This window comes from Prosthecomicrobium sp. N25, assembly GCF_037203705.1.
Taxonomy (GTDB): Bacteria; Pseudomonadota; Alphaproteobacteria; order Rhizobiales; family Ancalomicrobiaceae; genus Prosthecodimorpha.
In genome coordinates, this window is sequence record NZ_JBBCAT010000001.1 from 3,159,982 (window position 1) to 3,175,021 (window position 15,040).

Consider the following 15,040-nt stretch of genomic DNA (forward strand, 5'->3'; position numbering starts at 1 on the left):
GCTCCGATGCTTAGAGGTCCGCTAAGTCCAGGAGCCCTGCCGCAAGCGAGACGGCTCCGGCGACGAGGACGATTGCACGCGTCCACACACGGAAATGCGCGTCCGTTAGCCTCTCCAGCAGGCTCCGGCTTGCGGCTGTTCCGAGAAAGGACGCCACCACGATGGCGATGGCGCTGGCGGTTTCGGCCGACCACGACCCGGGTGGCGACAGCGCGGTGAAGTAGACGATCTTGAACAGGTTGCCGAAGAACTGGCAGGCCGCCTTGGTGGCGACCACGAGGCGCCTGTCCGCGCCGCTGCGGACGAAGAACGCGTCGAGGAGGGGCCCCGAGACGCCGGCGAAGAGCTGAGTGCCGACGCTTGTCATCCCACAGATCGCCGCGCCCGTCGGCCGGTCGGCCTTCGGCACCAGCCGGTCGGGCAACGCCAGCGCCGCGAAGGGCAGAATGCCGATCGCAATCAGGACCACCGCACGGTCGGGAACGAAGCGCAGGACCGAGAAGACGGCGAACGCGACGAGGCCTCCGGCGATGAACCAGGCCAGGATGCGGGGGTCGACCCAGCGCCACCACAGCAGGGCCCGCCAGACGTTCGACGCGGCTTGCGCGATGCCGTGGTAGGTCATGACCACGGGCATGGGCAGGCCGAAGGCGATCAGGGCGCCGATCAGGATGAGCCCGCCCGCCATTCCGAACACGCCGGAGATGAAGGACGTCCCGAAGACGGCCGCGCAGACGATCGCGACGACGACGCCGGATCCGGCGTCGGCCAGCATCAATCCCGTCCCGTGTAGACCGGTTCGGGCCGCGTGAGGAAGCTCAGGAGCACGTGCTTGGCGAGGGCGTGGTTCTTGCCGTGGAACGAGGAGTGCGCGATGCCGGGCAGCACGGCGAACTGCTTGTCCGGATGAGGAATCCGGGCGAAGAACGCGGCGACGTCCTCGAAGGCGGCGATGCCGTCCCACTCGCCCCGCATGATCAAGGTCGGGGCGTGGATCGACGCGGGGTCGACGAGCGGCAGTTTCGTGCACATGTCGATGTAGGTGCCGTTCGGGATCGACGTGTCGAGCGCCACGACGGCCTCGGAAAAGGCCGCGATGACTTCGGGGTCGGCGGTGCCCGGGTGATCGCGCTCGAAGATCGTCCGGATGAAGGCCGCGTCCAGCGGCCGGCGCCGGGCCGCCTGGAACTGAGGCAGACGCTTGCGGCGCTCCGTGAGCGTCGGGCTGCCCTCACCGGTCCAGACCAGGGCGTCGAGCACAAGCCTGTCGACCCGATCCGGGCGGCGGCTCGCATAGCCGGCGGCCCGGAGCGCTCCTGACGATCCTCCGTAGAGATGGACCCGTTCGCGCTTCGTATGGTCGAGGATGTGCCCGACTGCGACCTCCAGGTCGTCGATACCGTCGGCGACGTCGTAGTCGCGGTCGCGCCATTTGTCCGAGCGGCCGTAACCCTCGCAGTCCAGACACCAGGCGTCGAAGCCCTCCCGGGCGAAGAGGTTCATGAGCGAGTAGGCGTCGGAGTCGCCGACCATCAGGTCGAAGCAGGGCTCCGAGGCCATCGACGAGCCGTGGACGAAGAGGACGGGTCCGCGCGGCGGCCGTGCCCTGCCGTCAAGGCGCTTGTTGAGGAGATGCAGGCGCACGTCCTCGAGCTTGGACACGAAATGCCGTTCGGCGACGATCGATCCGCCCATCACGATCTCCCAAGACAAATCCAGATGAAGTTTGATGAGCCAATTCTTGCATTGGTTCATGATCAATCTAAGTCTTGACATGGACCATAGCAGATAAGACAATCACTTCAATAGGTACCAACCAAGAAATTGGTCCATCAACTTGAGGGCCACCGAACGGTCCTCGGTACGAAGAAGACGGAGGAAGACTCGATGAGTGGCAAGCTGGTTTCGCGACGCCGCATGATCGGCGGAATGGCCGCCCTCGGCGCGCTCGGTCTCTCGGCACCCGCGCGGGCCCAGGCCGGCTATCCCGCCAAAGGCTTCAAGGTGATCGTGCCGACTGGACAGGGCGGCGGCGCCGACGTCCTGGTCCGCGCCTTCACACCGAGCTGGAGCCCGTTCCTGAACAACCAGAGCTTCGAGTTCGAGTATCAGCCTGCCGCGAGCGGGCAGGTTGCCTACGAGCTCTTTCTCGGCAAGCGCGAGCACGACGGCTACAATCTGCTGTTCGGCAACATGGGTCCTGAGACGATCATGTACGTCACGCAAGGACCGAAGTATAAATTCCCCGGCGACTACATCTATTTCTGCGGCGTCGATATCGACGATTGCGGCATCTCCGCCCGCAAGGACAGTCGCTACAAGGCGATCGGCGACGTCATCGAGGACGGCCGGAAGCGCACGCTCAACATCGCGGTGACCCGCATCCCGCATCCGGGCACGATCGGCCTCCTGATCCTGTCGGAGCAGACGGGCTGCAAGTTCAACATCATTCCCTACGCGGGCGGCAACCAGGCGACGACGGCGCTGATGAACGGCGAGGTCGATCTGCTTGGCGGCGGCATCTCGGGCGTGCCGTTCGAGGCCAACGGGACGCTTCGGGTGCTGACCGTGTTCAATCGTACGAAGAACCAGCTGGCGCACATCAATGACAATGCGCCGCTCGCCAATGTGGCGCTGGGCGTCAACATGCCCGACCTCTACACGTCCCGCTCCTTCGCGATCCATGCGGACTGGGCCGAGAAGAATCCGGACAGCTTCCGGCTTCTGAAGGAGACGTCGGCCAAGGTCTTCGCCGTGCCGAAGTTCAAGGAGGACATCAGCAAGACGCCGCAGCCCTGGGACGTGGTCAAGTATGCCGACCAGGAGACCTGCATGGCCTACGCCCGCGGCATCGCGGAGTTCGCCGCCCAGTTCAAGTCCCAGCTCACGGCAAAGAAGTGATGTCCGCTGGAGGGCAGCCGGACGCCTCCCCGGTCGCCGGCAGCGACACGGCGCCGCCGAGCCTGGCAGACGGGTTCGTCCCGCTGCTGGCCGCGGGCCTGACCGGCTACTATCTGGTCTCGACGCTGGACCTCACCTGGGAGGCGCGCAGCACCGGGACTCTCGTCGGCTCCGCGCTGCTCGGCCTTTGCGCCCTGCAGTTCGCCCGGATGGTGGTCGAGCGTTCGACCGGGGTCGCCGTGCCGGGCTTCGGCGGGCTTTTCGCCGATACGCCGCACAACAGGACACGGCTCGCCCTGATCACCGCGCTTGCGGGCTTCGTCCTTCTCATTCCCTGGACGGGCACGACACTCGGGCTTTTCCTCCTGCTCCTCGCCGGCATGCTGGCGATGGGGGTGCGCAGCCCCTTGCAGCTTTTCGGCATCGCGGGGGGAGTCTCGGCCTTCGTGCTGATCCTGTTCCTCGGCCTCTTGAAGAGCCGCCTGCCGAGGGGTGCGTTGGACTCCTGGCTCCTGTCCCTGCCGGGCCTCCTGGGAGGCTAGGATGGATCTGCCGCTCGACCTGCTTCTTCAGCTCTTCTTCAAGTCGATCGGACTGTGGTGGGTCATCCTGCCGGCCACCCTGATCGGCATTGTCGTGGGCATCCTGCCCGGCTTCAGCGCGCAGAATACGCTGATCATGCTCCTGCCGCTGACGCTCTCGATGAGTGTCGAGGCCGCGCTCGCCTTCATGATCGCGCTCTACTGCGCCACGCAGCTCGGCGGCGGCATCCCCGCCATCCTGTTCAACATGCCCGGGGAAGGCGGGGCGGCGGCGACCACCCTCGACGGATACCCGATGACCCGCAAGGGGCAGGCGCAGCAGGCCCTGGTGCTCTGCTTCTCCGCCTCGGCCTTCGGCGGGCTGATCACGACCGTCATCACCATCCTGGCGCTTCCCGCGCTGAGCCGGATCGGCTTCTACATCCGCAGCGTCGAGATGATCGCCTTCATGTTCTTCGGCTTGACGCTGATCGCGGCGATCGCCTCGAAGGACGTCCTGAAAGGGCTCATCGCGGGATTTCTGGGCCTGATGATCGGCGCCATCGGGTCCGACCCGGTCTTCGGCACGCCCCGGGCCACCTTCGACCTCCTGGAACTCTACGACGGCGTGCCGATCATCGCGGCACTGGTCGGCCTCTTCGCCATCTCGGAAGCCTTCTGCATGCTGGAGGAGGAGACCGTGATCCAGGCATCGGCCCTGGCCGACGCCAAGCGGGCGCGGTGGGCCGACACGCTCGACGGGCTGCGCATGACCCTACGCTATTCCTGGCAGACGGTCTGGACGTCGCTGATCGGTCTCTTCATCGGCATCCTGCCGGGCGCGGGTGCGACGATTGCCGCGTTCCTCGCCTACCACTACTCCAAGCTCCTTTCGCGCACCCCGGAGCTTTATGGGACCGGCCACCCGCCGGGGGTGATCGCACCGGAGTCGGCCAACAACGGTGTGACGTCCGGCACGCTGGTGCCGGTGCTTGCGCTCGGCATCCCGGGGGGCGCGACCGGTGCCGTGATGATGATCGTGCTCAGCTACAACGGCATCGTGATGGGACCGCGCCTGTTCACGGACAAGCCCGAGATCGCCTACGGCGTCTTCGTCCAGATGTTCGTGGCGTATCTTCTGATGATCGCCCTCATCCTGCCGCTCGCGCGCTATATGAGCCGCGTCGTCTGGATCCCGACGCGGTTCCTGGTGCCCGTTATCCTGGCCATGATCGCGGTTTCGGCTTTTGCCGAGCGCGAGTACATCTTCGACATGGGTCTCGCGGTCCTGTTCGGCGCATTGGGCTACGTGGCACGGCGCACCGGCTACGAAGTGACGGCGATCCTGGTCGGCGTGCTCCTCGGCCCGTTGTTCGAGACCTATCTGCTGCGGTCGCTCCGGGTTGGGCAGGGGGATCCGATGATCCTGTTCTCGTCGCCGATCGGCAACGCGATCTGGCTCATGTCTGTCGCCGCCCTCGTGCTGCCCTGGATCCGGGCTCGCCGCCGCAACGGCGTCCTGGCCCGGGCGGCGGCCGCCGGCAACGAATAGGGAGCCGAGATGGCGACGACGATCCGGACCGATACGCCCGTCCTGGAGACCACGTCCGGCCGGATCCGCGGCTTCGCGGCCGACGGGATTCACACCTTCCTGGGCATTCCCTACGGCGCCCCGACCGGCGGCGCCGCGAGGTTCCGGCCGCCTCGCCCCGCCGAGCCTTGGACGGGCGTGCGCCCCGCGATCGTGTACGGAGCCGCCTGCCCCCAGGCGCCGCGCGAAGCCGGGGCGCCCTCCGAGCGGCACTTCGTCGAGGAGGCCTTCCTGCTCGGCTTCAACCATTCCCGCTACGACGAGGACTGCCTCCGCCTCAACGTCTGGACGCCGTCGCCCGACGTCGCGAAGCGACCCGTCATGGTCTGGCTGCACGGCGGCCACTTCGCCTCGGGCTCGGGCCACGATATCGCGGCCTTCGACGGCACCAGCCTGGCGCGGCGCGGCGACGTGGTGGTGGTGACCCTGAACCACCGCCTGAACGTGCTCGGCCACCTCGAGCTCGGATGGGCGCGGGCCGATCTGGCCGGCTCCGGCAACGCCGGCATGCTCGATCTGGTGCTGGCCCTCGCATGGGTGCGCGACAATATCGGCGCCTTCGGCGGAGATCCGGACAATGTCACGATCTTCGGCCAGTCCGGCGGCGGCGCCAAGGTCACGACCCTCATGGCGATGCCGGCTGCCCGGGGCCTGTTCCACCGGGCGATCGTGCAAAGCAATTGCGCGCTCCGGCAAACCGGGATGGCGGACGCCGAGCGCATCGCCCGCGCCCTGTTCGCCGAACTCGGGATCGCGGACGAGGATCCGGATCGGCTCGCCGAGGTCCCCTACGCGGCGCTGTCGCGAGCCGAACTCGCCGTGATGGCGCGGCTGGCGCCGCAGCAGAACCCGGCCCGGCGCAACCGCCGCATCCGCTGGGAGCCGGTCGTGGATGGCCGCATCCTGCCGCATCATGCCTTCGATCCGGTCGCTCCGCAGATCTCGGCGCATGTGCCTCTGCTGGTCGGGACGACGCTCAACGAGTTCACCACCGGGATCGGCCAGCCCGATATCGACGGCACGAGCCTGACGGCGGTGCGGCAGTCCCTCGCCGCCGCCTACGGCTCCGACGCGGACGCGATCCTGGCGCACTTTCGCGCGCGCCACCCGGCAGCCTCGCCCTTCGATCTCCTGTCGCGCATCTATTCCGCCACCATTCGGGAGTGGGCCGTGATCCAGGCGTCCCGCCATGCGGCCCTTGGTGGAGCGCCGTCCTGGCTTTACTGGTTCACCTGGGCGACGCCGGTGCTGGACGGGCGGCCGCGCGCCTACCACAATGCGGAGTTGCCGTTCGTCTTCCACAACGCCGATCGCTGCGCGTCCGCGACCGGGGGTGGAGCCGATGCCCTCGCGCTGGCGGACCGGGTCGCGGATGCCTGGATCGCCTTCGCGCGCCACGGCGATCCGAACCACGCCGGCCTGCCCGCCTGGGCCCCGTTCGCCGACGATCGGGTGACCACGATGGTGTTCGACACGACATGCGAAGCGCTAGACAATCCGGATGGACCGGAACGGGCCGCGGCCGGGCCGGCATGAGGACTTCGGGGAGGCGAGGAGCGTGCTGAACGGGTCGGATGGGTCGCTGAGGGAAGGGCGGCGGGCTCTCGAGCAGATGCAGCGGTGGATCGCGGACGGCGACTGGCCGATCGACAGCCGGGTACCGCCGGAACGCGACCTGGCGATCTCGCTCGGCGTGTCGCGCGGCGCGCTACGCAACGCCCTCGCCAGGCTCGAGGAGGACGGGCAGATTTGGCGCCACGTCGGCAAGGGCACGTTCGTCGGCACCCGGCCGCAGACGGGCCTCGTCGACCTGTCCCAAACGATCCAAAACACCAGCCCGCCCGAGGTCATGGAGATGCGGCTCATCCTGGAACCGAACGCCGCGCGACTTGCCGCCATGAACGCCACCGCGCCGCAGATCGCCGGCCTGCATGCCTGCCTGGTCCGGATCCGCGCGGCGGCGACGTTCCAGCAGTATGTCGTCTGGGACGACCGGCTGCATGCCTCGATCGCCGCGGCGAGCAAGAACAACCTTCTCACCACGTTCGTCGAGACTCTCCACGCGGTTCGCAGGGCCGTGATCTGGGCCCGCCTGCGCGACAAGGATCCGCCGCGCGCCGACAACCCGAGCCTTGACGAGCACGACGAGATCGTACGGGCGATCGAAGAGCGCGATCCGGAGCGTGCGGGCCGCGCCATGTACGCGCATCTGGACCGGGTCAGAGCCGAATTTGCGCCCAAGCGCTACGGTCCGTGATCAATCCGGAACTCCGCGACATTCAAAGCGGTCTTGAACTCGACAGCGGGCGAGAGACCGCAAGACCGGACTTCCCGCGCCCCCCGGAGCCGCATAGAAGAATCTGCAAGATCGATGAACGCCTGCCTCAGGGTCAGTTCAGAGCCCGGACGCTAGTCTCCGATCATCAACTCGAACCCGGAGACGGTTCCATGTTCTCGAAGATCGCCGCCGCTGTCCTTACCGCCACCGTCATCGCCGGCGGCTCGGTCGCCACCGCCACCTCGGCCTCGGCCGGGTACTTCCATCATCACGGCTACTATGCCCCGCACTACGTCTACAGGCCCTACGTGAACTACTATTACGCGCCGGCCTGTCACTACAAGACCGTGCAGATCTGGACCTATCACGGCCCGGCCTGGGTCGAGAAGAAGGTCTGCTACTGATCCCTCCGACGTCCCTCCCTGTTCCTCCCCACCGAACTCGGCCGGCGCCTCGCGCCGGCCTTTTTCGTCGGCGGCCGGAGGGCCGTCAGGGCGTCTTGGCGGGAGCGGAGGCGGGCGACCCTTCCGGCCGGTGGTCGGTGCGGCCCGCCACCTCGCGATTCGACCACATCACCCAGCGGTTCGGCGTCTCGCGACTCTGGCTGGAGAAGAAGCGGTGCCGCGTCTGCTCCGGCGGCAGGATGGCGTCCGTCATGTTGTCGAGGACGAGGTACCCCTGGTCGGTCTCGACCGTCAGCACCGCGTGCCACTCGCCATTGTAGGCGACGACCACCGTCATCAGCAGGGACGAACGGGGCCAGCCGAGCTCCTGGAGCTTCTTGCGCTTCAGCAGCGCCATGTCCTCGCAGTCGCCCTTGCCGTCGATCGGATAGCTCCAGAACTCCTCGACGCCGAGATACTTCTGGTCCGTCACATACGTGATCGACCGGTTCACCTCGCGGTTGACCCGCTCCAGCTCGGCCCGCTTCTCGGCGGTCAGTTCGGGCGGGGTCGCGATGCGGTTGTAATGCGCGCAGGATCCGGTCTCGCGCTTGCAGAAATCCGCCCACCCGCTCGGCGTCGTGGCACGGCGGAAACCGGGGTCGGCCGAGGCCGCCGAGGCTGCGCAGAGCCCGGCGAGAAGGCCGAGAGCGAAGGCGGAGGCACGCCTCCCGCCCACACGAGCCCGGCGGCGATGCCCGCTCGGCGGGCCGCCTTCAGCGTCAATCACGGGATCACCTCGACAGTCGTCGGCAGAGACCTGGATCAAGCGCCGCACCGCTCCATCGCGGTCGGTCATTTTGTTCCATCAATTTATCGAACGCCGCCGAGTCTCAGCAAGTGAGGGTATCGCGCATCTTGCAGGTTTGTGCAGCATGGCCGGAAACCGTCACCGATCCGACACACTGCCGAGCCTGCGTCGGCCCCTCGCCCCATCCGGGCCATGCAGAAGGGGCGGGACTCGCTCCCGCCCCCTGCCGAAGTCGTCGAAGGACGTCGGACGTCAGAGCGCCCGCTTGCGCTGCTGGATCATCATGAAGGTGTCGTACGTGTATTCGGAGATCTGGAACCAGAGATACTGGTCGGCCCGGAACGCCACCTGCGAGTCGTAGATCTTCTTGAAGGACGGGTTCTTGGCAGACGTCTCGGCATAGATCTCGTTGGAGACCTTGAAGCAGGCCTCCATGATCTCGTTGGAGAAGGGCCGCAGCTGCGCGCCGTTGGCGGCTAGGCGCTTGATCGCCCCCGCGTTGCCGGCGTCGTATTTAGCCTGCATGTAGACGTTGGCCATCGCGGCGGCCGTGGTCACCAGCGACTGGTAGTGCTTCGGCAGCTCGGCCCAGGCGGCCTGGTTGATGAAGAACTCGAGCATCGCGCCGCCTTCCCACCAGCCCGGATAGTAATAGTAGGGCGCCACCTTGGCGAAGCCGAGCTTCTCGTCGTCGTAGGGACCGACCCACTCCGCGGCGTCGATGGTGCCCTTCTCGAGCGCCGGATAGATGTCGCCCCCGGCGATCTGCTGCGGGATGCCGCCGAGCTTGGCCAGCACCTGGCCGGCGAAGCCGGCGATTCGCATCTTGAGGCCCGAGAGGTCGGCGACCGACTTGATCTCCCTTCGGAACCAGCCGCCCATCTGCGCGCCGGTGTTGCCGCCCGGCAGGCCGATGAAGTTGGACTTGGCATAGAACTCGTTCATCAGCTCGTTGCCGCCGCCATAGTAGCGCCAGGCGTTCTGCATGCGCGAGTTGAGCAGGAACGGCGCCGCGGTGCCGAGCGCAAAGGTCGGGTCCTTGCCGACATAGTAGTAGGCGGCGCTGTGGGCCATCTCGACCGTACGGTTGGTCACCGCGTCGGCCGCCTGGAGGCCGGGAACGAGTTCGCCGGCCGCGAAGACCTGGACCTGGAACGCCCCGTCCGTCGCCTCGGAGACGGCCTTCGAGAAAAGCTCGGCCGCGCCGAAGATCGTGTCGAGCGATTTCGGAAAGCTCGAGGTCATGCGCCACTTGATCTGCGGGTTCGACTGCGCGATCGCGGGGGCCGCGAGCGCGACGCTGCCCGCGCCGGCAACGGCCGCGGTCTTCAGGAACTGACGCCGCTTCATGGGAGATCCTCCATACCCTAACGACATGACGGACCGATCAAAGCCGGCCAGCCATGCGATTTCGAGGCCCTGGGGGACCATGGATCCGGCATGGGATCAAGAAACGGCGAAGCGCTTCAGCCTGTCAGTTATCGCATGGCTAAAATGACGTAGAGGATAACCGTGCCTGGGGCCGTCGCTACCACGGGACGGGGCGGTTCGTCCCAGGACGTCAGCGCACAGTCATTAAGTATAGTCTGCTAAAGAATTTGTTAAGATTGCGGTGACGACTTAGCCTGGAGTCGTTGACCCAATAGGAGGGAACAGTCTTGCGCATTCATATCATCGCGACTGCATGTATTCTCGCCGGCATCAGCCAGGCACCGGCCTTCGCGACCACCATGCCGGCTCAGACGAGCCCGCACGGGGTGACCGGTTCCGACGCGCAGGCTTCGGCTGCCCAAGGACCGGCGACGATGGTGGTCGCCGATCGCGCCCCCAGCCGCGAGGGCAAGCCCGACCGCCGGGGCGGCCGCGAGGGTCGTCCCGCCGAAGGCGGCGGCACCACCAGCCCGCGCAGCTGAAGGCCCGCCGGCGCGGGCGATCCGCGTCCGGCACTCACCTTGGGGACCGCCCCGCTTCGACCGGCGGCGCCGGGCTTGTCCCGGCGCTCCACCGCGCGAGGACCTTGCCGTGCCGAGGTCCCGGAACGAGCCGGGGGCGACGCAGGGGATCGGACCGGTCTGCCAGCCCTGGCCGAGGCTTGAACCTGGCGATGCGACTCTCCGGAGCCGCATCGCCGCTCCCGGCCAACCTTGCCGGCCTCAGGCCGCCTTGCCGGCCACGCGCGCGCGGCGCCTCGCCTGCCGGGCGGCCCGCCAGAGGATCAGCTGCTTCTGCCATCCCGGCAGGTCGACCACGGTTCGGAACGGGTCGCCGCCGAGCTTCTCCATGCGCGCGAGGTAGGGCTCCACCAGCGCCACGGCCAGGAAGGCCGGCCCCGTCTCGACGGGAACCGACGGCATCAGCGCGCGGGTGCGCGCCAGATGCTTGCGCGCATGGCCGCGCATCTCGGTGAGCGCCGCGAGGATCGCCGGCGTCGATCGCCCCGCGAGCACGTCGGCCCGCTGCGCCCCGTAGCGGTCCAGGACATCCGCGGGCACGTAGACCTGCCCCCGTGCCGCATGGAAGCCGACGGCGCGCAGGAGGCCCGTGATCGCATAGGCGACGCCGGCATGGCCCGCGGCCTCCGCCGTGCCCGGGTCCCGCCCGCCGGCGAGCACGATCGCGGAAAGCTGGATCAGCGCCGAGGCGGTCTCCCCCGCATAGCCCTCCAGGTCGTTAAGGGTCGGCATCGGATCGTCGTAGAGGTCGAAGCTGCGCGCCTCGATGAGCCGCGTCAACGCCGCGCGCGGCAGGCGGAACCGCTCCACCGTGTCGAGCAGCGCGGCGGCGACCGGATGGGCGCCGGCCTCGCCGCGGGCGGTCCCCTCCAGGAGATCGTGCCACCACTGCAGCCGAACCTCGCCCGGCAGCGGGTCCGACACCCGGTCGCGCACCCGCGCGATCTCGCCCGAGAAGGCCGTCAGCGCATAGAGGTGCGGTCGCGCCGCGGAGGGCGCGAAAAGCCCCGCCAGGTAGCGGTCCTTGTCGGTGGCCCGCACCTCCTCGGCGACTCGAGCGTAGATGTCGTTCATCGTGGGAAGCATAGGGCGGGACCGCTGCGGGTCCACGAGGATCGTCCGGCCGTTCCTGGCATTCTCAGGCCTCGACGGCCAGGAAGGCCCCCGCGACGCGGCGGTTCTCGGCGAGGAGGATGTTGTAGGTCCTGACAGCCGCGCCGGTCGCCATGGGATCGGCCTGGATCCGTCGATCGCGCAAGGCCTGGCGCAGCCCGGCCGCGAGCGGGACGAGGTCCGTCCCGGTCCCGACGAGCAGCATGTCGATGGGCTCCGCCTCGGCGAAGAGCCGCGCGAAGGCGGCGGCGTCGAGATCCGCCGGGCGTTCCGCGTCCCAGGCCCAGATGCCCGAGGGCAGACAGAGGATCGAGCCGCGGTGGCTCATGCCGGCGAAGCGGAAGCCGCCGTTGCCGTAGGCCTCGATCGCCGCGCGTCCGGGAAAGTGCCCGCCACCCAGGCTCGGCGCCATGCGCTCTCCCCGGCCGTTCAGGCCTTCGCCTTGCTGGCGACCGGCGCCGCCTTGTCGGACGCCGCCGATTCGCCGCCGCCGGTGCGCAGGTTGAGGAAGATCAGCAGCGGCGCCGACACCACGATGGACGAGTAAGTGCCGATGATGATGCCGACCAGCATGGTGAAGTTGAAGCCGCGCAGCGCCTCGCCGCCGAAGACAAACAGCGCCAGAACGGCCAGGAATGTCGTCAGAGTCGTCGCGATCGTGCGCGAGAGCGTCTGGTTGATCGACAGGTCGATCAGCTCGGCCAGCGGCATCTTCTTGTATTTGCGCAGGTTCTCGCGGATGCGGTCGTAGATGACGACCGTGTCGTTGAGCGAGTAGCCGACGATCGTGAGCACCGCCGCCAGGCTCTGAAGGTCGAACTGAAGCTGGAAGGCGATGATCACACCCATGGTCAGCAGCACGTCGTGCACCGTCGTCAGCACGGCGCCGACGGCGAACTGCCATTCGAAGCGGAACCACAGGTAGACGAGCACCAGGAAGAGCGAGACCGCGACCGCGATGGCGCCGTCCCGCCGCAGGTCCGCCGAGACGGACGGTCCGACCACCTCCGTGCGCCGGATCTCGTAGGTGTCGCCGAGCGCGTCCTTGACCTTTGCGAGCGCCACCTGCTGGGCGGCGTCGCCGCCCTCCTGCTGGGGCAGGCGGATCATCACGTCGTCCGGCTGCCCGAAGCCCTGCACCTGGGCCTCGCCGAGGTCGAGCTTGCCGATGGTGGAGCGCACGGCGGCGATGTCGGCCGGACCGCCCTTGTGGCGGACCTCGATCAGATTTCCGCCGGTGAAGTCGATGCCGAAGTTGATCCCCGAGATCGCCCATAGGGCGAGGGAAATCGTCATGAGCACGACGGACACCGCGAAGGTGACCCGCCGCCACCCCATGAAGGGGATCTTGGTATCGTCCGGGACGAGGCGCAGCATGGGCGTGGTCCGCGATCAGAGAGGCACGCGCGCGGGCCGGTAGTGGCGCACCCAGAGGGCGACCATCAGCCGGGTGACCGTGACGGCGGTGAAGAAGGAGGTGATGTTGCCGATGGCGAGCGTCACCGCGAAGCCGCGGATCGGGCCGGTGCCGAGGAAGAAGAGCACCGCCGCCGCGATCAGTGTCGTGAGGTTGGAGTCCGTGATGGTGCCGATCGCCCGCGTGAAGCCGGTGTCGATCGCCGAGATGGCCGATCGACCGAGCTTCTGCTCCTCGCGGACGCGCTCGTAGATGAGCACGTTCGCGTCGACCGCCATGCCGATCGACAGCACGATGCCGGCGATGCCGGGCAGCGACAGCGTCGCCCCGAGCGCCGACAGGATCGCGAAGGTGAAGCAGACGTTGATGATCATCGCCAGGTTGGCGAAGAGGCCGAGCAGGCCGTAGCTGGCGGTCATGAAGGCGATGACCGCCACCGTGCCGACCGCGGTCGCCAGCTTGCCGGCCTCGATGGAGTCCGCGCCGAGGCCCGGGCCGACGGTGCGCTCCTCCACGATGGTGAGGTTCGCCGGCAGCGCGCCGGCGCGCAGCAGCAGCGCCAGGTCGTTGGCCGACTGGATCGTGAAGTTGCCCGAGATCTGCCCCGAGCCGCCGAGGATCGGCTCCCGGATGGTCGGGTAGCTGATGACGTCCTTGTCGAGCACGATGGCAAAGGGCCGGCCGACGTTCTGCTGCGAGATCAGCGCGAACTTCTGCGCCCCCGACGTGTCGAAGCGGAACGACACGACGGCCTCGTTGGTGCGCTGGTCGAAGCTCGCCTGCGCGTCGACGAGCTCCTCGCCGGTCAGCATGGCGCGGCGCTGGACGAGCACGGGCACGGGCGGATCGTCGGTGGAATAGAGCACCTCGGTGTCCGCCGACTTGGTGCCCTGCAGGGCGCCGGCGCCGACCTCCTCCACCATGTGGAAGGTGAGCCGCGCCGTCTGCTGGAGGATGTTCTTCAGCCGGTCGGTGTCCTGAAGGCCCGGCACCTGCACGAGGATCCGGTTGGCGCCCTGGCGGGCGATGAGCGGCTCGGTGGTGCCGAGCTGGTCGACGCGCCGGCGGATGACCTCGATCGACTGCTCGACCGCCCGGCGGATGCGGTAGTCGATGCCGGCCTGGGTCAGGGACAGGCGGAAGACCCCGGGCTCGGGCGATTCGACCGTGATGTCGAACACGCGGTTGCCGCCGAGCAGGCTGTCCGCGAGGTTCTGGATCAGCCCCTCCAGCTTGCCGCGCGCCCGGTCGGTCTGCGCGGCGTCCGAGACCCGCACCTGCACCGTGTTGCCCTGGATGCCGAGGCCCGTGTAGCCGATGCGGTCCTCGCGCAGGACGCGGCGGACGTCGTCGCGCAGCACCTCGAGTCGGTCCTTGACGATGCCCTGGCTGTCCACCTCGAGCAGCACGTTGGAGCCGCCCTGAAGGTCGAGGCCGAGGGTCATCTGCCGCTTCGGGATCCAGCCCGGCAGGTGGGAGAGCTGCTCGCGCGAGAAGAAATTGGGAATCGTCAGCAGAATGCCGGCGAGGCACAAGATGACGATAGCGATGATCTTCCAGCGCGAGAAATAAAGCATCGGATCCTGTCCATTCGCGGGCGGGGCCGCGCGGCCCCGCGGGACGTCACGCGTCCTTGGCGGGCTCGCCCTTCGAGCGCACTTCGGCGACCGCGCTGCGCACGATCCGGACGCGCGTGCCCTCGGCGATCTCCACCTCGAGCTCCGTGTCGCTGACCACCTTCGAGACCTTGCCGATCAGCCCCCCGGAGGTGACCACCTGGTCTCCCCGGCGCAACGCCGCGACCATCTCCTGGTGCCGCTTCGCCTGCTGGCGCTGCGGGCGGATGATGAGCACCCACATGATCACCAGGATGAAGACGAAGGGGACCAGCTGGATGAAGAGGTCGGTGGCACCTCCTCCGGGCGCCGCCGCTTGGGCGTACGCAGGCGTCACGAACATCGAGAGCTCCTCGAACGGGGGTCTGGATCGCGGCTTCATATGGACCAACGATGCGGTCCGAACAAGCGCGCGTTCGGTGGATTTCGGAACGGCAGGCCGGTCCCGAAGCGGGCG

16 protein-coding genes are annotated in these 15,040 nt (G+C 67.9%); 7 read left to right on the forward strand and 9 right to left on the reverse strand.

Translation table 11 applies throughout. From position 1 onward, the window contains the following. Positions 1 to 10: 10 nt before the first annotated feature. Positions 11 to 775, reverse strand: coding sequence for a TSUP family transporter (locus WBG79_RS14375; RefSeq protein ID WP_337357786.1), 765 nt, complete (start codon positions 773 to 775; stop codon positions 11 to 13). Then, on the reverse strand, positions 775 to 1,695 hold the full coding sequence (locus WBG79_RS14380) for an alpha/beta hydrolase (protein WP_337357787.1): 921 nt from the start codon (positions 1,693 to 1,695) through the stop codon (positions 775 to 777). Before WBG79_RS14380 ends, WBG79_RS14375 begins: the two co-directional genes overlap by 1 nt. Before the next feature lie 192 nt (positions 1,696 to 1,887). Between WBG79_RS14380 and WBG79_RS14385 the strand changes: the two genes are divergently transcribed. The 6 genes from WBG79_RS14385 (at position 1,888) to WBG79_RS14410 (ending at position 7,695) form a co-directional block, all read left to right on the forward strand. Beyond that, positions 1,888 to 2,901: a Bug family tripartite tricarboxylate transporter substrate binding protein gene (locus tag WBG79_RS14385; RefSeq protein WP_337357788.1), complete on the forward strand. Its 1,014-nt coding sequence runs from the start codon at positions 1,888 to 1,890 to the stop codon at positions 2,899 to 2,901. Beyond that, positions 2,901 to 3,443 carry a hypothetical protein gene (locus WBG79_RS14390; RefSeq protein WP_337357789.1) on the forward strand — a complete coding sequence of 181 codons (543 nt, stop codon included), beginning with the start codon at positions 2,901 to 2,903 and terminating at the stop codon, positions 3,441 to 3,443. Before WBG79_RS14385 ends, WBG79_RS14390 begins: the two co-directional genes overlap by 1 nt. A 1-nt stretch (position 3,444) precedes the next feature. Further along, positions 3,445 to 4,974 carry a tripartite tricarboxylate transporter permease gene (locus WBG79_RS14395; protein WP_337357790.1) on the forward strand — a complete coding sequence of 510 codons (1,530 nt, stop codon included), beginning with the start codon at positions 3,445 to 3,447 and terminating at the stop codon, positions 4,972 to 4,974. A gap of 9 nt (positions 4,975 to 4,983) precedes the next feature. Then, entirely contained in the window at positions 4,984 to 6,549 is a 1,566-nt protein-coding gene (locus tag WBG79_RS14400; protein WP_337357791.1) for a carboxylesterase/lipase family protein, read from the forward strand. A gap of 22 nt (positions 6,550 to 6,571) precedes the next feature. Further along, positions 6,572 to 7,270 carry a FadR/GntR family transcriptional regulator gene (locus WBG79_RS14405; protein ID WP_337357792.1) on the forward strand — a complete coding sequence of 233 codons (699 nt, stop codon included), beginning with the start codon at positions 6,572 to 6,574 and terminating at the stop codon, positions 7,268 to 7,270. Positions 7,271 to 7,461: 191 nt separating this feature from the next. Beyond that, a complete protein-coding gene (locus WBG79_RS14410; RefSeq protein ID WP_337357793.1) occupies positions 7,462 to 7,695 on the forward strand; it encodes a hypothetical protein in 234 nt (77 codons plus the stop codon). An 85-nt stretch (positions 7,696 to 7,780) separates the two neighbouring features. Here the strand turns inward: WBG79_RS14410 and WBG79_RS14415 are convergent, their stop codons facing one another. Continuing rightward, positions 7,781 to 8,464 (reverse strand): transglutaminase-like cysteine peptidase, encoded by a 684-nt coding sequence (locus WBG79_RS14415; RefSeq protein ID WP_337357794.1) that lies wholly within the window; start codon positions 8,462 to 8,464, stop codon positions 7,781 to 7,783. A 273-nt stretch (positions 8,465 to 8,737) separates the two neighbouring features. Next, on the reverse strand, positions 8,738 to 9,835 hold the full coding sequence (locus WBG79_RS14420) for a TRAP transporter substrate-binding protein (RefSeq protein ID WP_337357795.1): 1,098 nt from the start codon (positions 9,833 to 9,835) through the stop codon (positions 8,738 to 8,740). Positions 9,836 to 10,143: 308 nt separating this feature from the next. Between WBG79_RS14420 and WBG79_RS14425 the strand changes: the two genes are divergently transcribed. Beyond that, positions 10,144 to 10,398 carry a hypothetical protein gene (locus WBG79_RS14425; RefSeq protein WP_337357796.1) on the forward strand — a complete coding sequence of 85 codons (255 nt, stop codon included), beginning with the start codon at positions 10,144 to 10,146 and terminating at the stop codon, positions 10,396 to 10,398. A 240-nt stretch (positions 10,399 to 10,638) separates the two neighbouring features. Here the strand turns inward: WBG79_RS14425 and WBG79_RS14430 are convergent, their stop codons facing one another. The 5 genes from WBG79_RS14430 to yajC all read right to left on the reverse strand — a co-directional run bounded on the left by WBG79_RS14430 (position 10,639) and on the right by yajC (position 14,926). Then, positions 10,639 to 11,511, reverse strand: coding sequence for a phytoene/squalene synthase family protein (locus WBG79_RS14430; RefSeq protein WP_337357797.1), 873 nt, complete (start codon positions 11,509 to 11,511; stop codon positions 10,639 to 10,641). Positions 11,512 to 11,575: 64 nt separating this feature from the next. Next, the gene (locus WBG79_RS14435) at positions 11,576 to 11,962 is read right to left on the reverse strand and encodes an Mth938-like domain-containing protein (RefSeq protein ID WP_337357798.1); all 387 of its coding nucleotides are present in this window, start codon (positions 11,960 to 11,962) and stop codon (positions 11,576 to 11,578) included. Between the two features lie 17 nt (positions 11,963 to 11,979). Next, positions 11,980 to 12,927, reverse strand: a complete 948-nt coding sequence (secF, locus tag WBG79_RS14440; RefSeq protein ID WP_337357799.1) for a protein translocase subunit SecF — start codon at positions 12,925 to 12,927, stop codon at positions 11,980 to 11,982. Between the two features lie 15 nt (positions 12,928 to 12,942). Further along, a complete protein-coding gene (gene secD, locus WBG79_RS14445) occupies positions 12,943 to 14,544 on the reverse strand; it encodes a protein translocase subunit SecD (protein ID WP_337357800.1) in 1,602 nt (533 codons plus the stop codon). A 46-nt stretch (positions 14,545 to 14,590) separates the two neighbouring features. Continuing rightward, positions 14,591 to 14,926 (reverse strand): preprotein translocase subunit YajC, encoded by a 336-nt coding sequence (yajC, locus tag WBG79_RS14450; protein WP_337357801.1) that lies wholly within the window; start codon positions 14,924 to 14,926, stop codon positions 14,591 to 14,593. Between the last annotated feature and the right edge of the window lie 114 nt (positions 14,927 to 15,040).